Below are 22247 nucleotides of genomic sequence, written 5' to 3'. Positions count from 1 at the left end.
TAAAATCAACTTATATATAATATGTTAATATTTTATATATGAGTACATTAGATTATTATTACATTTTACAAGTTGATAAAACAGCATCCCAAGCCGAAATAAAAAGTGCATATCGTAAATTAGCAAATATGTATCATCCTGATAAATCAACAGATGCTAATTCTGAACAAAAAATGAGAGAAATCAATGAGGCATATAGTATATTGAGTGATGAAAATAGCCGAAAAGATTATGATGAGTCATTAAAACCAAAACCACAACCAAGTTTTGAAAACAAAAGACCTCAACAAACCAACTCTCAATTTTATACATATGCAAACACTGGTAAAATTAACTTTGATTATTTGGATTCGAAAGTCGGGGAAGACATTATCGCCAAAATGAATATATCATTTAACGAATCATTAACAGGTTTGGTTGTTCAAAAAAAACTAACAAGACAAGATGGTTGCAAACAATGTGATATGTCAGGTTTTGATTTATCTTATAGAACCCCATGTGATCTTTGTAAAACACAAGGTAAATTAATGCAACAAGTAAATGGTAAATTTTCATCAATAATATGTAACAAGTGTTATGGTAATGGTTGTCTTTTTACTAAAAAATGTAATATATGCAAGGGAAAACAATACAATGAAGTTACATCCGTTGTAAATATTAAAGTTCCTAGTGGTATTAATAATAAAGGTAAATTAAAACTTAAAGGCTTAGGTCTTTTTGGAAGAAAAGGCAATGGAAACTACGTTATTATTGTAAATGTGGAAGAACATAAATACTTCAAAAGATACGATGATAATGACTTATTATTAACGATGCCTGTTTCAATTAATTCAATATTAAATGAGGAAAAAGTTATAGTTCCAACTCCAACCGGCACAATTACTATTCAACTTAAAGAAAATTACTCTACTGATACAGTTATAATATTTAAAAAACATGGCGTGAACGTTAATGGGGAAATAGGAAGTTTACGTGTTAGATTAAAGATAGTTATACCTGAATATGATAAGTTACTTAGACAAGAGTTAAAAAGATTATTATCGGTGGCATATGATGACACAAACAAAAAATTTGTTAAAGAAGTTAAAGGGTAAAATATAAAAAAACTCAAAACAACAAGATTTGAGTTTTTTATTTTAAATAAACATAAATTTTATTTTTATTCTTGATCTAAACCATATTCAATTAACGTTTTAACCATTACACCAACAGGTTCTTCAGCAGATTTTGCTGTTCCTGCAATATCTAAGTGAATGTGTGGAAGTTGTTCGCTAAATTCTTTTAGAAACATGAATGCAGAAATACTACCACCTTTTCCTGATAAATCGCAATTTTTAAGATCTGCAACCTTTGAGTTTTTGATTTCTTTTGCAAAATCATCATGATAGGGCATTTGTCATATAAGTTCTTTTGTTTTTTTTGCGGCTTTTTTAAATTCAATTGCAAAAATTGAATCCGTAGCTCACATACCTGTAAATGTTTGGCCAAGAGCAGTTTTAATTGCGCCAGTAAGTGTTGCAATATCAATAATTCTTGTTGCTTTTAGCTCGCGAATAGAATAAGTGATACCATCGGCAAGAACAAGTCTTCCTTCAGCATCCGTATTATTAATTTCAATAGTTTTACCATTCATTGATTTTCATACTGCGTCAGGAAGGTTTGCATCTCCATTTATTCTATTATCTGTAATAACCATTACGCAAGAAATATTTTTTTTACTATTTATTTTAGCAATACCTAAAACAGAACTTGCAACAATAACTGAACCAGACATATCATATTTCATTCCAAGTATATAACCACTAGTTTTTAAGTTATATCCTCCAGAATCAAATGTAATTCCTTTTCCGACATATACTGTTTTTTCTTTATTATTTTTATCACCAGTATACTCTAAAACCACTACTCTTGGCTCATATTTACTTCCCCTATTTACTGCAAGAAGTAAATTCATACCTAATTTTGTTATTTCTTCCCTGTTTAAAATCTTGATACTTAAATTAGGATTATTAATTTCATTTGCTTTTGATTTTATATATTCTGCTAAAAATTCTGAATTACATATATTGGGTGGCATGATTTGTAAATCTCTTGCCATATTTACTTGTTCAGCAATAATTATAGTTTTTTCAATTAATTCCTTGTATTTTATTTGATCTTCTTCACTTATAAGTAATGAAATTGTAAAATCTTTATTTTTATTTATTGTTTTTTCATTTCAAAGTATGTGTTTTTCATAAATATAGGTGTCTATAAAAACTCTAATTATTTCACTCAATTTAAGATTCTCTAAAATGAATGATTTTGCCTCTATAATACAATTTCTCTTAATTGAAACAAGTTTTTGAATTAATTCTTTGAAATCATTTGAATTATATTTTTTATTATTTTCAATAAAAACATATGATGAATTTTCGGATAAAAAATCATTTAAATAGTTATTTTCTTTTACGATATTGTTTAATTTTAAATCTTTAGGAATTGATTTTATAACTAAAGAATTTTTATTATTAGTGTTTTCTATATACATATTTACTCCAATTATTTATTATTTAGCATTTTGCATTGAGCGCATTATTTGTTTTATTTGCGCCTCACTTGCTTTTCTACCCATTTGCATGAACATAACTCTAATCATTTTTTCCGTTATTGGCGGATTTTCTTTTAATTGTTTTTCAAACATCTTTTTTGCTATAAAAAATCCACATATTCCTCCTATTACTGTAAATAATATTGGAAATATAATTAATAAAGCAATTCCTCAACCCGGCATTATTTTTCTCCTTTTATTAATTTATCAATTAATGTATTATGCATTGCAAATGAATTAATTTTTTCTTCGGAAATAATTTCTTTTATTTCATCTATTGATTTGTTGTATTGTATAGATAAGAATTTTAAAATATGAGATGCGGATTCTTTTGTTACTTTAATTTTTAGTTGTTTATACAAAATTAATTCTATTGTTTTTAAAGCAACAGTTTCTGTTGCATTTTTTGTTAATTGTTCTTCCAATTCTTTTTCTGTTCTATTTGTCGCTTTATAGTAATCATCTAATGTTTTGTTATCCGCTTCTAATTTTGAAATAATGTTATTTTTTGATTGTTCTTTTACATAATTAATTAAATCTTCGCTAAGTTTGATTTTATTGTTTTCATAAATTTCTAATAGGCAATGTTGTAAAAATTGATTTTTTAATTCTAATTCCATTAATAATGTGTGTTTTTCATTTAGTCTATCTTCTAGTTCTTTAACAGTTTTTAGACCTATATTTAATGATTCAACAAATTTATCATTAAGCTCTTGTTGTTCTTTTGTTACAATTTTTTTAACATTGATACTAAATACTGTTTTTTTTCCAGCTAATTCTTTAGCGTGATATTCATTTGGAAAAATTACATCAAGATCAACTTTATCACCTGTTTTTAAACCTACTAGTTGAGATTCAAGTGATTCAATAAATTGTTTACTACCTAGTTGAAGTTCATAGTCATTCGAACTTCCGTGTTCAAAAGGCTTACCGTCTATTTTTCCGATAAAATCAAATGTCATGTAATCACCATTTTCTGCTTTACGAGAAACGGGTATTTCTTTTGTATGTTTGGCAAGAATTTGTTTCATTTCATTTTCTGCACCTAATCTTACGAATAATGGATTAACTTTTTCTAATTCCGACTTATACTCTAGTTTTAGTTTTGTATTTTCATCGTAATAAATAAATGATAATAAAACTTCTAATTCGGAATTAGATACCTTTTGAATTTTAAAGTTTTCTGTTTCGATTAAAATTATCTTATTTTCTTTTTCGTATTTCTTAATTAGATCATCAGCATTTTCTTGTAAGTATATTTGGGCTGCCGGTTCTCAAACTTCAGTTTTTACGTCTTTAACTTCGTGTTTTACGTTTTTTAAAAATTCTTCAACTTTGTTAATTGTTGATGTTCATTTTTCTTCATTTGCAGCAATTAAAATTGTTGCAGTATTTGTTTTTTTATTTAATTTAATCATAATTCTCCTTTTTTAAAAAATCAAAAATTGTTTTGGGATTCTTATCAAAGTAAAGTATATCAATAATTGAACGAATAAAGGGCGCATTTATTTCTTCTTTTTTTATTATGTTATCAATAAATTTGGCATTTGTATAACCTTCAATAGTGTTTTTATTAAGTTTTAATGCTTCATCTACACCATATTTTGCAACATTAAAACCAAATTGTGTATTTCTACTTTTGAATGAACCACATGTTAAAAATGCATCTCCAATGGCAGCAAGTTCATATCCTATAGCATCTGAGTCGAGTGGATAAAGTGTTTTATAGATTAAGTACATTTCCTTAAAACCTATAGAAAATAATGCTGATATAGGATTTATTGATGATGAATAATAATATTTTGCTATACCAATTCCTATAGCTAAAACATTTTTCATTGCAGAGAACATCTCTAATCCATGCTCTTTTGTACTCGGTATTAATATAAATTTATCATTTTCAAAAATTTGCTTTATTTGATTTAAATAATCATAATTATTACCCACAACATTTAGTGCTGTTAGTTGTTCATCATAAACTTCATTTGCATATGAGGGCCCTATGATTGTAGCTAACATATTCAGATTCTTTGAAAAGTTTTTCCTAATTAATTCTGAATAAAAGCAATTGCTACTTCCATCTAAGCCCTTAGCAACATTGATTAAATTAATCTTTTTATTTTTTAAAATAAGCTCAAGCTTTTTTAAAATATTAATTATTTCTTGGCTAGGCGTTGCTAATATAACTAATTTTGAGTCTTTTAATGCCTTGCTTAAATCATTGGTTGCTTGAATATTTTTATACTTAAAAACATTTTGAAAATATTTATTGTTTTTTCCGTTATTGATATCTTTTATTTCTTTGATATCTATTCCATACATAAAAACATCATGTTCATTTTTTGCAAGAACGTGAGCCAGGGCTGTTGCCCATGCGCCAGTGCCACAAATAGTAATATTCATATATCCTTACTTTCTTTACCTTATTTATATATTATTAATAATATAACATATATTATTATTGCATATTTATTTAGGTATAATTATAAATTCTAAAATAAATATATTAATAATAAAAATACCTAAAAATAGAAATTTGAGTATTTTTTGTTGATTTTTTATTGAAAAATTAAAAAATTCACTTTTTAAATTCAAAGAAATTTATTTAATTCTCCACTATAATGGGAATATGTTTTGATACTATAAACAAAAAATAAAAAGTTTATATATAATAAAAAATAAGGAAAAAATGAGCGAACCAATAGTTACAATTCTTATGCCCGTTTATAACGCTACAAAATATATTGATGGTACTATTAAAAGTATTTTAAAACAAACTGAATCTAATTTTAAAGTATTAATTATTGATGATTGTAGTCAAGATGAAACATATGAATATTTAAAACAAAAACTCAAAAATGATAGTCGTTTTGAGATTTTAAAAAATGATAAAAATATTGGTTTAGGCAAGATGAGGGATTTGTTAATTAGTAAATGTACTACTAAATATTTTATGTTTTTAGATGATGATGACTATTTATATAAAAACTCAATGAAGAAAATGATTAAATTAGCTAAAAAAACAGATGCTGATCTTATTAGTTCACAATACAAAATGAAATTTACTTACAAAAAATTATCAGCCATTATATTACCTCCATTTTATAAATGAATTAATATAAAAAATTCACAAGATTTTTTATCGGGTAATATCACTTTCTTTTGAGGACATTTTATAAAAAAAGTATATTATGATTCTTTAAATTTATCATGTGACGTAAAATATTTTGAAGATGTTTATCCAACTGTTAAATTATTTTTATTTCCTAAAAAATATGTTCATGCAAACATTTTTGTTGTTAGATATTTAAGACGTCAAAACTCATTATCAAATTATAGTGCAAATAAATTAGAAGAGAGATTATTTTGTATAGGCCAAGAATACACAAAAGCATGTAGATTAATTTTTAATTCTGATAGAGAAGAAAAGTGGTTAAAAAAAATGATTGACCACAAGATGTATCAATATTTATGAGTTCTTATTCTTTTTTATAAAAAACTTAACAAAAAAGATAAATTAATTGTTATTAATCATGCTAACACGATTTTAAAAAATATAGCTGATGAAGTAAAATGAAAACCTAGATTTACTCTAACTCCATGAAAAATGGTGGGAAATTTTTATAAAAAATTATTATCTAGTTTTAAAAATAAAATTTAAATTTATAATTTTCTATTTTTCTCTATAAAATGGAAATGTTTGCATATGCTATTGTTATATATAAAAAAAATAAATTATTTAAATATATATTTATATATTTACAATATATAAAGAATAGTAAAATATTCTTTTTAACATATAAAAGAAAGTAGGGAAAATGAAGAATTTTATATATTTAAATAAGCCTGTTATTATGTCTAACCCAGATGAAATAATTCGCTTTTTAGATGTTGATGGTAATTTAATTAACAAAAATGAAAAAATTGAATTATCAAAAGAAAAAATACTTGAAGGTTACAAATTTATGGTTTTATCTCGTCAACAAGATACATATATGTTGCAACTTCAAAGACAAGGTAGAATGTTAACCTTTCCTCCTAACTTAGGTGAAGAAGCACTACAAATTGCCTGCAGTCTTGCAATGGAGAAAAAAGACTGATTTATTCCAGCATTCCGTTCAAATGCCGCAATGTTACATTTGGGTGTTCCTATGGTTAACCAAATGATGTACTGAAATGGAAATGAAAAAGGTTCATTAATGCCAGAAGGTGTTAATGTAATGCCTGTAAATATTCCTATAGCAACTCAATGTTCTCATGCAGCTGGTGTTGCTTATGCATCAAAACAATTAGGAACTAAAGCTGTTGCTGTTTCATTTATTGGTAATGGAGGAACAACAGAAGGTGAATTTTTCGAAGCAATGAATATGGCTGCTGTACAAAAATGACCAGCTGTATTTTGTGTAAATAACAACCAATGAGCCATTTCGACCCCAAACCATTTTGAAACTATTTCTTCAACTATTGCCGCTAAAGCACATGCTGTTGGAATTAATGGATTAAGAGTTGATGGTAATGATTTATTAGCTAGTTACTCAGTTATTAAGGATGCTGTTGAATATGCTCGTGAAAAAAACGAACCAGTTCTAGTTGAATTTGTTACATGAAGACAAGGTTCACACACAACAAGTGATAATCCTCGTATTTATAGAACAGAAAAAGAAGAAAAAGAAGACGAAAAATGAGAACCAATGCATCGTATTGAAAAATATATGTTGGATAATAAAATCATTACAAAAGATCAAATTAAAAAACTTTGAGATGATTCTATGGAACAAGCAAAAGCTGCATATCAAGAATCATTAAAAGATATAAATACTAAAATCGAAGATATTTTTGACTATACATATGAAAAACTTGATGATGATTTATTAGAACAAAGAGCAAAAGCTATCGAATATTGATCAAAAGCGAAAGGAGCTAAATAATGGCTAACATAACCGTTAATAATATTGGTGCAATAACACAAGCGCTAGAATTAGCGATGAAAAAAGATAAACGTGTTGTTTCATATGGACAAGATGCCGGATTTGAAGGTGGAGTTTTCAGGGCTACTGAAGGTCTACAAGCAAAATTTGGTGTTGATCGTAGTTGAGATGCTCCTATTTCGGAAGCAAGTATAGCCGGAACAGCTGTAGGTGCGGCTGTTGCTGGATTACGTCCAGTTGCTGAAATTCAATTTAGTGGATTTTCATACCCAGCAATGCAACAAATATTCACACATGCAGCAAGAATGAGAAATCGTTCACGTGGTCGTTTTCATTGTCCGCTTGTAATGCGTATCCCGATGTCGGGCGGAATTAGAGCTTTGGAACATCACTCAGAAGCTTTAGAAGCTATTTATGCTCATGTTCCAGGAGTTAAAGTTGTTTTACCAGCATTTCCATATGACACAAAAGGTTTATTATTAGCCGCTATTGAAGATAATGACCCAGTTATTTTCTTTGAACCTAAAAGAATTTACCGTTCGGGTAAACAAGAAATTCCTGAAGAATACTACACAGTTGAAATAGGTAAAGCAAATATCATTGCTGAAGGTACTTCATTAACATTGGTTACATATGGTGTTCAAGTTCATGATTCTATTGAAGCTCTTAAAAAATTAAAACAAACTAATCCAGAAATTAGTGTTGAATTAATTGATCTTAGAACTATAAAACCACTTGATTATAAAACTGTTATTGAATCTGTTAAAAAAACTGGTCGTCTTCTTGTGGTTCATGAAGCTGTTAAATCATTCTCTGTATCAGCAGAAATTATGGCTCAAGTTAATGAAAAAGCGTTTGAATACTTGAAAGCCCCTCTTGCAAGATTAACTGGATATGATATTACTGTTCCATTGGCAAAAGGTGAAGCATTTCATGGTATTAATGCTGATAAAATTGTGGATAAAATCAAAGAAGTTGTTGGATTTCAATTTTAAGGAGGAAGAATATAATGCAAATTAAATCTACACCATTAGCACGTGCTATGGCTAAAAAACTTAACGTTAATATTGAAGAAATAAAAGGAACTGGTATTGGTGGAAGAATTTTAGTTGATGATGTTAAAAACTTTAACCCTGTAAAACAATCTGTTTCATCAACAGTTCAAGCCACAACAACTATATCGCAACCTACATTTAATTCAAATCCACTTAAATCATTCCAAGAACCTATTTCCCCAGTTAGAAAAGCAATTGCGAAAGCAATGACTAATTCATGAAATAATGTTGCTTACGTTAATTTAATACACCGTGTTAATATGACTAAATTATGAAATTTAAGAGCAAGTATTAAAGATACTGTTTTAAAAACAACAGGTATTAAACTAACATTTTTACCATATATAGCAAAAGCGGTTTCTATTGCTCTTAAAGAATTTCCAATATTCTTAGCAAAATACAATGAAGCAAATAGTACAATTGATTACCCAGACACAGTAAATTTAGGTATTGCTGTTGATACTGAAGCAGGATTGATGGTTCCTGTTGTTAAACATGCTCATACATTAAGCGTTTTAGAACTAGCGAACCAAATTTCAACTCTTGCAAAATCAGCTAGAGAAAGAACTATTAAACCAGCTGATATGCAAGGTGCAGGATTTAGTATTACAAACTATGGTAGCGTTGGTTCGCTTTATGGTGTTCCAGTTATCAATTGACCAGAATTAAGTATTTTGGGGATAGGTGCAATTGTTGATGAAGCATTTGTTAAAGATGGAAGTGTAATTCCAGGTAAAGCTATGTACTTAACTGTTGCCGCTGATCATAGATGAATTGATGGGGCTACAATTGGGCGCTTTGCATCAAGAATATCTCAATTGTTAGAAAATCCTGAAATTTTAGGAGTGTACTAATATGTATAAATTTAAATTCTCAGACATCGGTGAAGGACTACATGAAGGTGTAGTTGGTGATATTTTTGTTAAAGAAGGACAAAAAGTTAATGAAGGTGATTCATTATTTAGTGTTGAAACAGATAAAGTAACAAGTGATATACCAAGTCCTGTTACAGGAACTATTAAACAAATATTAATGAAAAAAGGTGACACCATCCATGTTGGTCAAGAAATTTTTGTAATTGATGATGGAAGTAAAGGTGGGGATGAAGTTCCTGTTTCTAAACCTGTTCAAGAAAACGCAAGTTCTTCAAGCTCAAATTCATTTTTTGAATTTAAATTCGCGGACATCGGTGAAGGACTACATGAAGGTGTTGTGGGAGATATATATAAAAAGGAAAATGACAAGGTTAATGAAGGTGATTCATTATTCAGTGTTGAAACAGATAAAGTAACAAGTGACATACCTAGTCCAGTTACAGGTACTATTAAAAAAGTATTAATGAAAAAAGGTGATACTATCCATGTTGGTCAAGTTATTTATCATATAGATGATGGTAAAAAGCATGAAAATACTACAACAACTACTCAAACAGCTGGTGAATCAGGTGGAGCTAGTGTTGTTGGTGAAGTAAAGGTGTCAGATGAACTATTTGATTTATCATCACTTTCTAGTGGTGTTAAAACTACAACAACTCAAGAAACAGTTAAAACAGAACAAGCAAATGATGATTACAAAGGCGAACCTGGTAAACAATATACAGGTGTTATTGAAAAAGAATATGATGTAATTGTTATTGGATCAGGTCCAGGTGGTTATTTAGCTGCTGAAGAAGCTGGCAAACAAGGTCTTAAGACTTTAATTATTGAAAAAGAGTACTGAGGTGGTGTTTGCCTTAATGTTGGATGTATTCCTACAAAAGCTCTACTTAAGTCAAGCGAAGTAATTGATTATATAAATCACGCTACAGAATATGGGGTTGCAGCCAACTTTAAAGAATTAAAAATAGATAATGATAAAACATGAAAAGGAATGCATGCTAAGAAAAAAGTTGTTGTTGATAAAATTTCATTATCTGTTAAAAATCTTATGAAAATGTCAAAATGTGACATTATAGAAGGCGAAGCAACATTTGTTGGTGCTCATGAAGTAAAAGCTGATAATAAGGTTTACCGTGGTAAAAATATTATTGTTGCTACAGGTAGTGTTGATCGTCTTCTTAATCTTAAAGGTTTTGATAAAGGTTATAAATCAGGAAAAATTATTACTTCTAAAGAAGCAATTAATTATGATAAAAAACTTCCAAAATCAATCACTATTATTGGTGGGGGAGTTATTGGGGTTGAATTTTCACAAGTATATGCAACCGCTGGTGCAAAAGTAACAATTCTTCAAAATACAGATCGTTTACTTCCGGGTATTGATGCTGAAGTTGTAAAAGTATTAGAACAATCATTAATAGATCACAAAGTTAAAATTCTTTACAATGTAGATACAAAAGAATATAATGAAAAAACAAATGAAATAATTTATGAAATAGATTGTAAACAACAAAAAATTAAATCTGATGTTGTTCTTACATCAATCGGTCGTGTTCCAGTATCTTTAGGTTTAGCAGAAGTTGGATTTAAATTAGGTTCTCGTGGTGAATTAATTGTTGACGACCACCAAAGAACAAATGTAACAGGGGTTTATGGTATTGGGGATGTAACTAACCAAAATATGTTAGCTCATGTTGCTTATAAACACGCATTAGTAGCGGTTGATAATATTTTAAATAGAAATGTAAAAACATCTCTTAAAGCTACACCAGGATGTATTTATACACACCCAGAAATCGCATGCATTGGTCTAACTGAACAAGAAGCTAAAAAACAAGGTTACAAAGCATTTAGTAGTAAATATGCATTTGAATATTTAGGAAAAGGGTTAGCAGCAAATGCTACAAAAGGATTTATTAAACTTGTTGTTGATGAAGAATTTGGTGAAGTGCTAGGATGTCATATCATAGGTGCTAACGCAACAGATTATATTTCTGAAATAGCGCTTGCAATGGAATTAGAAGCAACAGTATTTGAATTAACAAGTACTATTCATCCACACCCTACATTTGCAGAAATAATATGAGAAGCTGCACGTAGTGCTGCACTTAAATTACATTTAAAACACAAAAAATAAAATAAAAAAGCACAAAAAAACTAACTTTAATGGTTAGTTTTTTTATTTTTATAATAAATGTGGAAATAAATTTCATTTTTATTCCATATTTTTGATAATTTTTATCAATAATCAAAATATATTTATAGAATAAATATAGGACAGTATTTGTTCTAAAATTTTACACATAAAGGAGAGAGATGAGTAAAAAATTTGTAAGAACCGTTTTAGGTGATGTTCCCGCAGATTCTATCGGGATCACAGATTGTCATGATCACTTAATTAAAAACGGTGGACCAGAAATGGAAGAGCATATTGATTTTTTAATGATTAACACAGATGCTGCTGTTAAAGAATTGCTAGAATATGCTAAACATAATGGTAAAACAATGGTAACAATGGATCCACCTAACGTTGGGCGTGATGTCATAAGAATGTTAGAAATTGCAAACCATAAAGATATTAAAGGAAAAATTAATATAGTTATGTCAACAGGTTTTCATAAAGCTAAATTCTATGATAAATATTGTTCATGATTAGCATGTGTTCCAGTTGAAGATATTGTTAAGATGACTGTTGCCGAAATTGAAGAAGGTATGGATGAATATAACTACAACGGACCAGTAGTTAAACGTTCAAAAGCGAAAGCTGGAATAATTAAAGCTGGTACAGGATATGCTGCTATTGATCGTTTAGAATTAAAAGCTTTAGAAGTAGCTGCTAGAACAAGTGTTATAACTGGATGTCCTATTTTAGTTCATACACAATTAGGTACAATGGCACTTGAAGTTGCTCAACACCTTATAGGTTTTGGAGCAAACCCAGACAAGATTCAAATATCACATCTAAACAAAAACCCAGATAAATATTATTATGAAAAAATAATCAAAGAAACAAAGGTAACTATTTGTTTTGATGGTCCTGATCGTGTTAAATACTATCCAGATTCAACACTAGCAGAAAATATTAAATATCTTGTTGATAAAGGTTTACAAAAACACATAACTTTATCACTAGATGCAGGTAGAATCTTATACCAAAGAAACTATGGATTAACCAAAGGCAAAGAAACATTCGGATTTGGTTATTTATTCGAAAGATTTATACCATTACTTAAACAAGTAGGTGTAAGTGATGAGGCTATTAAAGATATTTTAATAAACAATCCATCACGTATTCTTGCTTTCGATGAACCACGTAAATGAGATAAATCAATGGTTTCTAAAGAAGTTTTACAACTTAAAAAAGATCTTAAATTAGATTAAAAGATTAAAGAAAGGGAATATGTCAGAAAAAAAGACATCAAGTAAATTTAATTGAAAAGCATTACTTATCGGTTTGATTATTCTTGGATTGTTTGTTGGTGGATATATACTTACAGTTGGTCTTAAAAAATGAGATTGAGGTGTGGGTACATCATATTTTATGAAAAATATCCTAATCGACAACTTTTTAGGTGTTAATGCTATTTTAATTGGATTATTAGTACTTATTGGATATTTAGTTTTAGGCAGGGGTATTTCTGAATCAATTATAGGAATGATGAAAGCTATTATAGGTGTATTAGTTCTTTCTATTGGTTCGGGTGTACTTGTTGGTATGGCTAAAGTTATATTTATGGGTATTAGTAAATTAGGTTCTAATGTTACTTCATTAGATCCATACATGGGATGAGTATCGGGCGAAAACTTTTTAAAAGGTATTAGTGCCGCATTTGTTTCGTGAATATCATTTGCATTATTAATAGGATTTGTTGTAAACATTATTTTAGTAGCATTAAGAAAATGAACAAATGTTCACTCTCTTATGATTACAGGACATGTTATGTTTCAACAATCAGCTCTTGTTGTAACCACAATATTTTTTACAATGTTTAGTGGTGCTTCATTTTTAACAACTGATAAATTACCAACAGCAGCTGCACAAGCGGGAGTAGTAATTTTATCTGGTTTAATTTTAGGTGCATACTGAGGGGTTGCATCAAGCGCAACAATTAAAGGTAGTGATGTTGTTACTGAAAATGCCGGTTTTGCTGTTGGTCACCAACAAATGATTGGTGCTGCACTTGCATATGGTATAGGAAGATTTTTCGGTAAAAAAGAAGATTCAGCAGAAACTAAAAAACTATCAAATAAAATAAAAATATTTGAAGATAACATATTTACTCAATCATTAATTATTCTTATATTATTCTTAATTTTGGTATTAATTTTACAATTTGTGCCATTACGTGCTGGTGTTGATCCTGCTACAATAAGATTTTCGCTAGACAATAATGTATTAAATAGTAAAGTATATGGCTCATGAAATGTGGCTGGTGGTGCATTTTGAGCAATTAACTTAATTCTTGGGTCACTTAAACTTGTAGGATCAATTTTAGTTATTCAAATGGGTGTTAGAATGTTTGTTACTGAACTACAACAATCATTTCAAGGTATTAGTGAAAAATTGGTGCCAGGTGCTGTTGTTGCTGTAGATTGTGCTGCAACATATGGATTCTCACCTAATTCGGTAACATATGGTTTTGTGTCTGGTACAATAGCACAATTTGCAGCTGTCGGAATTATTTTGGCGCTTTCATTAGCAAAAATCGGTAATTTTGAACTTGTTACACCAATCCCATTATTTATTACATTATTCTTTAACTCAGGTACGATAGGTGTTTTTGCAAATGCATCAGGTGGTTTTAAAGCATCATTAATTGTTCCTGCAATATTTGGATTTGTTGAAATTATAGTAATAGCATTAGGTCTATCAATGATTCAGAATTATGGTGGATGTGGTACAGAATTTATTAAAGATGGTACTGTATTAAAACCATATACAACAGGTTATAATGGTATGTTTGATTGAACATTAATTTGAGGTCTATTATTAATTGTTGCTTCATGAAATATGTATGCTTCATTTATAGTATTTTTATTAGTTCCAGTAATTCTTATTATTGCTGCCCAAATTATTGATTCAAATAGACAAGAAAAACAAACTTTATTACAAAAATTATTTAGAATTAATCCAACACTTAAAAAAGATATAAAAGAATCAACCATTTAAAAAAATAAAAACGGTTTTCCGTTTTTATTTCTTATTTATAAAATATAAAGGATTTATATATGAAGATATTATGTTTATGCGGTTCTGGTATGGGAACAAGTATGATAATAAAAGTAAAAGTAAGCAATGCAATGAAAGAACTAGGGATTTTGGGTAGTGTTGAAGCAATGGGTTTAGGTCAAGGAAAAGGCTTAATTAATAGTGTTGACGTTGTTTTATGTACTCAAAATTTTCTAAGTGAAGTAAAAAATGGTAAGGCAAGAGCTTATGGTTTAAAAAACATTATGAGTGCAGAAGAAATTAAAGAAGCTCTTTCGGATGCATTAAGAAATGGAATTAAGTAAATGAGTGATAAGTTAAATTTTTTAGATAATTTAATTTTAAATAATTCCATTATTTGTCACTATGAGGCAAAAGATTGAAAAGATGCAATTCATAAATCACTTGAACCATTAGTAAATAAAAAAATTATCAACGAAAAATATTATGAATTGATTTTAGAGTCAACTAAAAAGCATGGTCCGTATTATGTTATTTGCGATGGTTTAGCTATGCCGCATGCAAGTGCTACAACAGATGCTGTTTTTAGTAATGGTTTTTCTCTTTTAACACTAACTAAACCAATTAAGTTCGAAAACGATGAACGTGAAGTAAGTATATTAGTTGCGCTAGCGGCAATAGATGGTGAAACGCATACCGCTATTGCGATTCCGCAAATTATTGCGGTATTTGAAAATGAAGAAACATTAAAGAAAATCATTGCTGCAAAAAATAAAGAAGAAATTATAAAAATAATAAAAGCTATTGATTACACAAAATATTTAGTATAAGGAGAAATATGATACCAATGTTACAAATTGCGCTAGATAACTTAACTATAGAAGAAGCAATTAATAGTGCAAAAAAAGTTGAAAAATATATAGATGTTATTGAAGTAGGAACAATATTAATAGCTAGCGAAGGTAAAAAAGCTATTAAAGCATTAAAAGAAGCTTTCCCTAATAAGATAATTGTTGCTGATGGTAAAATCGCAGACGCTGGTAAGGTGTTTGGAAAAATGTTTTTTGAAAATGGTGCCGATTATACAACTTGTATATGCGCAGCTGAAGTTCCAACAATTTCGGAAACAATGAAAATTGCAAAAGATTATGGAAAAGATAAAGAAGTTCAAATTGAATTAACGAGTAATTTCACATGAGATCAAGTCAAAATGTGAAAAGAAATTAATGTTCCGCAAGTTGTTTGACACCGTTCAAGAGACTCACAAGCTAGTGGTGTTAAATGAGGAAGTAATGATATAGAAGCTGTAAAAAGACTTTCTAAAGATGGTTTTAAAGTAACTATTACAGGCGGAGTTGAATTAGAAGATATAAAACTTTTTAAAGATATTCCAATTTATATTTTTATAGCTGGAAGAGCATTAAGAGATTCTAAAGATCCAGAAAAAGCTGCTAAGGAATTTAAGGATGAGTTTACAAAATACTGAAAATAGATTAATTGGTATTTATGAAAAAGCAATTAATAATAAATGAAATTTAGAAGAAAAAATTTTAATTGCTAAATCTGCTGGGTTTGATTTTATGGAATTTTCAGTTGATGAAACCGATGAAAGACTTGCTCGTTTAGATTGAACTAATAAAGAAATAAAAGAAGTGCAAAACCTACTAGTTAAACACAACTTCAATTTTAATTCCATGACATTAAGCGGTCATAGAAAGTATCCATTTGGTTCAAAAGATCCTAAAATACGTAAAATGGCTATGAATATTATGGAAAAAGCGATTATTCTCGCTAAAAAATTAGGTATAAGAACTGTTCAGTTAGCGGGATACGATGTATACTATGAGTCAAGTGATGAAAAAACTGTAAACAATTTTGTAAAAGGTATAAAAAAAGCAGTAAAAATTGCTCAAAAACATTCAATGTTATTAGCTTTTGAAATAATGGATACTCCATTTATGGGAAAAAATTCTATTGCTCTTAAATACGTTAAGAAAATTAATTCACCATTTTTACAAATATATCCAGATTTAGGAAATATTTTTCAATGATGCAAAAAAGAGGAATTATTTAATGAATTTAAAATAGCAAAAAATAATATTGTAGCATTTCATTTTAAAGATACTATACCTGGTAAGTTTAGGGATATCCCATTTGGTGATGGAACTGTAGATTTTCCTTATATTTTAGATATTCTTAAAACACTAAAATTAAATCAACCAATTATGATTGAAATGTGGTCTTTAAATAATCCCGATGAATCAAAAGAGGAGTCCATTAATTATATAAAGAACGCTAAAGATTTTTACCATTTACAATGGTCAAAAATTGGGGGTGACAATTAATGCTTGACAAATCATATGATGCTGAAATTAGAGAATTAAAAAAAGAAGTTTATGAAGCAAATATGCTTCTTGTTAAATATAATTTAGTTATCCATACTTGAGGAAACGTATCTGGTATAACAAAAGATAGAAAATATATGGTTATTAAACCTAGTGGTGTTTCATATAATGAATTAAGGCCAGAAGATATGGTCATAACTGATTTAAATAATAATGTAATTGATGGCAAATATAATCCTTCAAGTGATACACCAACACACACTCTTTTATATAAAAATAATAAAAATATAAAAGGTATAGTTCACACCCATAGTCCTAATGCTGTAGCATTTGCTCAAGCCGGTAAAGATATTCCCTGTTTAGGAACTACGCATGCAGATAATTTTTATGGCCCCGTTCCTTGTGCTCGGTCACTCTCAGAAAAAGAAATTAATAATAATTATGAACATAATACTGGTTTAGTTATTATTGAAGAAATTGAAAAAAGAAAGATAGACCCAAAAGCATGTTCCGCTATTTTAGTAAAAGAACACGGCCCATTTGCATGAAGTTATAAAAATCCTAAAAATGCAGTTGATTTAGCACTTACTCTAGAAGAAGTAGCTAAAATAGCGATAAATACATTTATTGTTTATAATAATAATGCATCAAGTGCTCAACCAGCACTCATAAAAAAACATTATGAAAGAAAGCATGGGGAAAAGGCATATTATGGACAAAAAATTAACTAATTTCGAATATTTTGTTTTTGATTTAGATGGGACATTATATAATTCAGATAAAAAAATTAGCGAAGCAACTTTAAATACATTAAATAAATTAAGACTAAAGAATAAAAAAATAATTATAGCGACAGGCAGACCGTATTATCGTAATCGTGAATTAATAGAAAAATTAAATTTAAAATCATCTATGATTTCATCAAATGGTTCATTAGTTTATGATATAGATAACAATTTAATTGAATATATAGATACAATTTCCAAAAATACCGTCATTAAAATATCGGAATTTTTAGAAAAAAATAAGATCAATCATTTAGTTTATACAAGTAATACGATGATTGTTTTAGAATATCATTCATCAGAATTTAATAAAAAAATCGTTTGACCATTTATTGATAAAAAGTATAAATACCAATTTAACAATATTGTTACAAATAATTTTTCACAAATTTCAAATAAATTTGATGTAGTTAAATATCTTGTACTACCCGAGGAAAAAGATAAACAAATAATTGAAGAACTTAAAAAACTTATTTTAAAATTTAGTGATATTTATTCAATTTGTTCTCAACCAAATGTTCTTGATATCATGCCTAAAAATTCCTCTAAAGGTAATGCACTTAAGAATTTTATTCAAAATCATAATATAGATAAAAACAAGGTTATCGCATTTGGTGATGCTGATAATGATTTGTCAATGAAAGATGCGACAGGATTTTTTGTTGCAATGGGTAATGCAAACGAAAATGTTAAAAAAAGTGCAAATTTCATAACTAAAACAAATAATGAAGATGGAATAAGTTATTTTGTAGAATTATTAGAGAAAAATGAATAGTGATAATTTAAGTAATATTAAAATAAATTATATTGATGGACGTTACTGAATCGTACCAAGTATTTTTACATTAAGTCGTAGAAAATGAGCATCTTTTCCTTTCAAAAATCTCGATCTTATGTTTGAAAAATTAGAATTAAATATATTGCCAGTAACGCTTAATTTTAATGGTGATGTAGAATTCATTCATTTTAATAATATACAAAAAAAACATGGTTTAAATATAAAACTAGAAAATAAAGAATTAAATAAAAATTCAACTATTTCATTCAAAATATTTAATAATTTGTTTATAAATTTAGACTACAAAAGTTTAAAATTAATTAAAAAAGGCTTATTTTTTAGTTGTCCTAAACACTATTACGAAAACCTTTTATTAAAACTAAAAATTTTACCTAATGAAAAATTAACTATTACATGACGAAGAAATTATTTTATAATTGATAAAGGTGAAATTTAATATGAAATTTTTTGTAAATGAAATAGATAAGCTTACCAATTCAGAGAAAAAAGCTCTTGAATATATAAATAAATCTCCAAATGAGTTTTCTTCAAGTTCCATCGATGAATGCGCAATGAATAGTCAAACATCAACTGGGGTTTTAACAAGATTATATAAAAAATTAAATTTTACATCTTTTAAAGAACTTCAATTTTATGTAAAACATCGTTTACTTTCATCGGATAATATTTATGCGGAAAATGAGATATTTTCAAGAGTTTCTTTGAGTTATATAAATGCTATTAATTCAACAAATAATGTTATTAAAACAGAAATTTTAGATTATGCAACAAACTCGATTTTATCTTCGAGTAAGGTTCTAGTCTTTGGGACAGGGTCAAGTAGCGTTGCTGCACATGAGTTAGCATTAAACTTACAAAAAATTAATATTGGATCATATTTTGATGCTGATTATCATGCTGTTTTACTTTGATTAGGGAATTATATATTTAAAAATAAATCAAAACCATTTGTAATTTTATTTTCCAAAGCTGGCAAAACAAAAGAATTTAATCACCTTTTAAAAGTTGTTATGGAAAATGATGTTCCATATTTGATTATAACTGCAAATCGTGTTATTAAATATAAACATAAATATTGTATACTGCATGAAATAACTGAAGAAAAGTTTGGGTTTAATTCACTAAGCGCTAAAATAGTACAACTTTATATTTGCGATGTTATTCTAACAAATGTCATAAACAAGTTAGACAACAAAAATAATATATTGCAATGAAATAAATTAATAAAAGATTGAAATGAGTCATAAAAAAATACTAGATTTAAATCTAGTATTTTTTAAACGTTATTAAATTTTAGAATGAACTAACAAGAATTATGGATTATATCTAGAAAAGGTTATTCTAAAGAAATATCCTCATCTTACTTATAACTATTTATTTTACAACAAATAAAAAACATTTTTAATAAAAGTCATTAAGTTTGATTTTAAGAATAACAATTAAATACTTATATTATTGCAAGATATATTAGATAAGCACTAAAAACAAAAAATAATCCATACATCATTGGGTGAACTTCTTTATATTTTCCTTGCATAACTTTCATTATTACGTAAACAAGAAATCCAAAAACAATACCATTTGAAATTGAATAAGTAAAAGGCATAAAAATCATTATTGTAAATGAACTTGCTGTTATTGCCACATCATTTCAATTAATAGATTTTAATTGAGTCATCATCATTGCTCCAAGAACAAATAGTGCCATTGTTGTTACAGCTGGAGATGTAGCGAAAATAGAAAATAAAGGGAATAATGGTATTGAAAGTGCAAATAATGCTGAAATAACTATTGAAGTAAATCCTGTTTTACCCCCATATTCAATACCGGTAGAGGATTCTAGAAATGTTGTAACAACTGGTGTTCCAATTACGGCTCCCCCTATTGTGGCAATTGAATCTGATATTAATGCTTTATCAGCGCCTTCTAGCTCCCCTTTTTGATTTATAAGACCTAATGGTTGTGCAACACCAATAAATGTTCCGATTGAATCAAAAATATCTAAAAATAAGAAAGTAATGATTGCTGGAATAATTGATATTTTTCAAAAACTGGTTCCATCAGTAAAAATGGATGTAACACCACGACTAACAACATCTTTAATAGTTGTTAACTCACTAAATTTAAATTGACCTTGAAAGTCAAATTTAGGATAATTTTCAATTCATGTTCCATGAATGAAATAATTTGAGTAATTAGCTATTGTTCCTATAATTGCAATCGCAACTATTGAAATTATAAAATTAAATTTAACATCTAAAGCATATAAAATAATAGATAAAACTATACCAGCAATTGCTAATAAGGCAACTGGTGAACTAAGGTTTCCTAATCCTATTGAAGGCGTCCCTTTAAGAACTAAAATATCTCCACTTGCTTGAGTTTGACCATTTGCTGTGATTATTCCTGAATTTTGTAATCCCATAAATGCAATAAAAAGACCGATACCTGCTCCAATTGCAAGTTTTAAATCTTTTGGAATAGCTCTAATAATTATTTTTCTTATTGGAGTTAATGAAATTATTAAAAACATTAACCCTGATAAAATACATATTCCTAATGCTTGTTCGGCACTATATCCTCATGCGCCACATACTGTAAAAGAAAAAAATGCATTTATTCCCATACCTGGTGCTAATCCAAAAGGTAATTTTGCAAACAAACCCATTAAAAGAGTGCCTAAACAAGCGGAAATTGCGGTTGCCATAAATGCAGCCCCATAAGACATTTTTGATCCATATTGGTTTGATAAAATATTGGGGTTGGCAACAAGAATGTAACTCATTGCAAGGAACGTGATAATTCCTGCAATTAATTCTGTTTTAAATGAAGATTTTCTTTTTGAAATTCCGAAAAAATTATCAATGCCATTTACAAACCTATTTCTCTTTGCTTGTGTCTCTTTAGCATTTAAATTATCTAAATTGTCTTGATTCATGTTTCCTTTCGAAAAAATAAAAAATTCACCATTGTTTCAAATGTGAATTATGCTACCTATAATTAGGCTGGCTATGCACTAATGCATTAGCCAAAATAATTATATCTAAAATCATTATTTTTTACTATTTTTACCATTAACATTAAAATAAAATGTTTAAAAATATTATTTATGATTTTCTTTATTATATTTTTTTATATCTTCTATATGAAATGATTTAAGCATTTTTACGTCTGATTTTAATTCGTTTACATCTGATTTTAATTCTGTAACATCAGATTTTAAGATTTTTATATCATTTTCAATTACATCAAATCTAGGATTAATTTCATCAAGAATTTCGATTTTTAGGTTGTATAACATTCCTTGAAATTTTTCTTCTTGAATTTTATTTGATTCATCTAACATTGTTTTGAATTTATCTTCTTGTTTTTTATTTGATTCATCTAACATAACCTTAAATTTAGCTTCTTGTTTTTTATTAGATTCATCTAACATTGTTTTGAATTTATCTTCTTGTTTTTTATTTGATTCATCAAGCATATTCTTAAACACCGGCGTTATTGCTTGAATAAGACCGTTTCAATTATTCTGTTCAGGTATTTTTGCCTCTTTATTTTTCATATCATTTCCGTTTCATTCCAATAGAATGTAAGAATTTTCTTTATTCTCTTCATTTATCATTCTATCACATTTGATATTCTCAAATTTATTAAAAACTTGATTAATTTCTTTTTTGGTGGCTTTTTCAGTTTTTAT

At 28.0% G+C, this 22247-nt stretch carries 22 protein-coding genes; 16 read left to right on the top strand and 6 right to left on the bottom strand.

Features of this window, described 5'->3' with window-relative positions:
- The first annotated feature begins 38 nt into the window (after positions 1 to 38).
- Positions 39 to 1094: a DnaJ domain-containing protein gene (locus T380_RS0102545; RefSeq protein WP_027334341.1), complete on the top strand. Its 1056-nt coding sequence runs from the start codon at positions 39 to 41 to the stop codon at positions 1092 to 1094.
- Between the two features lie 65 nt (positions 1095 to 1159).
- Here the strand turns inward: T380_RS0102545 and T380_RS0102540 are convergent, their stop codons facing one another.
- From T380_RS0102540 to T380_RS0102525, 4 genes are read right to left on the bottom strand one after another with little or no spacing between them, the layout of a single operon-like run.
- Entirely contained in the window at positions 1160 to 2530 is a 1371-nt protein-coding gene (locus tag T380_RS0102540) for a M17 family metallopeptidase (protein WP_027334340.1), read from the bottom strand.
- An 18-nt stretch (positions 2531 to 2548) separates the two neighbouring features.
- Positions 2549 to 2773 carry a YneF family protein gene (locus tag T380_RS0102535; protein WP_027334339.1) on the bottom strand — a complete coding sequence of 75 codons (225 nt, stop codon included), beginning with the start codon at positions 2771 to 2773 and terminating at the stop codon, positions 2549 to 2551.
- Positions 2773 to 4008, bottom strand: a complete 1236-nt coding sequence (tig, locus tag T380_RS0102530; protein ID WP_027334338.1) for a trigger factor — start codon at positions 4006 to 4008, stop codon at positions 2773 to 2775. The genes T380_RS0102535 and tig overlap by 1 nt, the downstream gene beginning before the upstream one ends.
- The gene (locus tag T380_RS0102525; RefSeq protein WP_027334337.1) at positions 4001 to 4993 is read right to left on the bottom strand and encodes an NAD(P)H-dependent glycerol-3-phosphate dehydrogenase; all 993 of its coding nucleotides are present in this window, start codon (positions 4991 to 4993) and stop codon (positions 4001 to 4003) included. Before T380_RS0102525 ends, tig begins: the two co-directional genes overlap by 8 nt.
- A gap of 286 nt (positions 4994 to 5279) precedes the next feature.
- On the opposite strand from T380_RS0102525, the gene T380_RS0102520 reads away from it, so the two are divergent.
- The 15 genes from T380_RS0102520 (at position 5280) to T380_RS0102440 (ending at position 19797) form a co-directional block, all read left to right on the top strand.
- On the top strand, positions 5280 to 6251 hold the full coding sequence (locus T380_RS0102520; protein ID WP_169734561.1) for a glycosyltransferase family 2 protein: 972 nt from the start codon (positions 5280 to 5282) through the stop codon (positions 6249 to 6251).
- 157 nt (positions 6252 to 6408) lie between these two features.
- A complete protein-coding gene (gene pdhA / locus T380_RS0102510) occupies positions 6409 to 7518 on the top strand; it encodes a pyruvate dehydrogenase (acetyl-transferring) E1 component subunit alpha (RefSeq protein ID WP_027334335.1) in 1110 nt (369 codons plus the stop codon).
- Positions 7518 to 8513, top strand: a complete 996-nt coding sequence (locus T380_RS0102505) for an alpha-ketoacid dehydrogenase subunit beta (protein WP_027334334.1) — start codon at positions 7518 to 7520, stop codon at positions 8511 to 8513. The genes pdhA and T380_RS0102505 overlap by 1 nt, the downstream gene beginning before the upstream one ends.
- Positions 8514 to 8527: 14 nt before the next feature.
- On the top strand, positions 8528 to 9427 hold the full coding sequence (locus T380_RS0102500) for a 2-oxo acid dehydrogenase subunit E2 (RefSeq protein WP_036436944.1): 900 nt from the start codon (positions 8528 to 8530) through the stop codon (positions 9425 to 9427).
- A gap of 1 nt (position 9428) precedes the next feature.
- Positions 9429 to 11588, top strand: coding sequence for a dihydrolipoyl dehydrogenase (gene lpdA, locus T380_RS0102495; RefSeq protein WP_036436941.1), 2160 nt, complete (start codon positions 9429 to 9431; stop codon positions 11586 to 11588).
- Between the two features lie 179 nt (positions 11589 to 11767).
- Positions 11768 to 12832: a phospho-furanose lactonase gene (locus tag T380_RS0102485; RefSeq protein ID WP_027334331.1), complete on the top strand. Its 1065-nt coding sequence runs from the start codon at positions 11768 to 11770 to the stop codon at positions 12830 to 12832.
- Positions 12833 to 12851: 19 nt separating this feature from the next.
- Complete coding sequence (locus T380_RS0102480) at positions 12852 to 14621, top strand: PTS ascorbate transporter subunit IIC (protein ID WP_027334330.1); 1770 nt, start codon at positions 12852 to 12854, stop codon at positions 14619 to 14621.
- A 59-nt stretch (positions 14622 to 14680) separates the two neighbouring features.
- Positions 14681 to 14965: a PTS sugar transporter subunit IIB gene (locus T380_RS0102475; RefSeq protein WP_027334329.1), complete on the top strand. Its 285-nt coding sequence runs from the start codon at positions 14681 to 14683 to the stop codon at positions 14963 to 14965.
- Entirely contained in the window at positions 14966 to 15451 is a 486-nt protein-coding gene (locus tag T380_RS0102470; protein WP_027334328.1) for a PTS sugar transporter subunit IIA, read from the top strand.
- An 8-nt stretch (positions 15452 to 15459) separates the two neighbouring features.
- On the top strand, positions 15460 to 16113 hold the full coding sequence (locus T380_RS0102465; protein ID WP_027334327.1) for a 3-keto-L-gulonate-6-phosphate decarboxylase UlaD: 654 nt from the start codon (positions 15460 to 15462) through the stop codon (positions 16111 to 16113).
- The gene (locus T380_RS0102460) at positions 16088 to 16966 is read left to right on the top strand and encodes an L-ribulose-5-phosphate 3-epimerase (RefSeq protein ID WP_027334326.1); all 879 of its coding nucleotides are present in this window, start codon (positions 16088 to 16090) and stop codon (positions 16964 to 16966) included. Before T380_RS0102465 ends, T380_RS0102460 begins: the two co-directional genes overlap by 26 nt.
- On the top strand, positions 16966 to 17697 hold the full coding sequence (locus tag T380_RS0102455; protein WP_027334325.1) for an L-ribulose-5-phosphate 4-epimerase: 732 nt from the start codon (positions 16966 to 16968) through the stop codon (positions 17695 to 17697). The genes T380_RS0102460 and T380_RS0102455 overlap by 1 nt, the downstream gene beginning before the upstream one ends.
- The gene (locus T380_RS0102450) at positions 17678 to 18526 is read left to right on the top strand and encodes a Cof-type HAD-IIB family hydrolase (RefSeq protein ID WP_027334324.1); all 849 of its coding nucleotides are present in this window, start codon (positions 17678 to 17680) and stop codon (positions 18524 to 18526) included. Before T380_RS0102455 ends, T380_RS0102450 begins: the two co-directional genes overlap by 20 nt.
- The gene (locus tag T380_RS0102445) at positions 18519 to 18986 is read left to right on the top strand and encodes an MPN499 family protein (RefSeq protein ID WP_027334323.1); all 468 of its coding nucleotides are present in this window, start codon (positions 18519 to 18521) and stop codon (positions 18984 to 18986) included. Before T380_RS0102450 ends, T380_RS0102445 begins: the two co-directional genes overlap by 8 nt.
- A 1-nt stretch (position 18987) precedes the next feature.
- Positions 18988 to 19797, top strand: a complete 810-nt coding sequence (locus tag T380_RS0102440; protein ID WP_027334322.1) for a MurR/RpiR family transcriptional regulator — start codon at positions 18988 to 18990, stop codon at positions 19795 to 19797.
- A 200-nt stretch (positions 19798 to 19997) separates the two neighbouring features.
- Here T380_RS0102440 and T380_RS0102435 read toward each other — a convergent pair whose 3' ends face one another.
- Together T380_RS0102435 and T380_RS04390 are read right to left on the bottom strand one after the other, a co-directional pair.
- Entirely contained in the window at positions 19998 to 21488 is a 1491-nt protein-coding gene (locus T380_RS0102435) for an NCS2 family permease (protein WP_051599976.1), read from the bottom strand.
- A 165-nt stretch (positions 21489 to 21653) separates the two neighbouring features.
- Positions 21654 to 22247 (bottom strand): hypothetical protein (locus tag T380_RS04390; protein WP_036436938.1); only part of this gene is annotated, 594 nt, incomplete at its 5' end.

It is taken from the genome of Mycoplasma elephantis ATCC 51980 (genome assembly GCF_000687815.1).
Classification (GTDB): domain Bacteria; phylum Bacillota_I; class Bacilli_A; order Mycoplasmatales; family Metamycoplasmataceae; genus Mycoplasma_H; species Mycoplasma_H elephantis.
The sequence above is the reverse complement of the archived record's forward strand: the minus strand, read 5'-3'. Positions and strand labels throughout refer to the sequence as shown.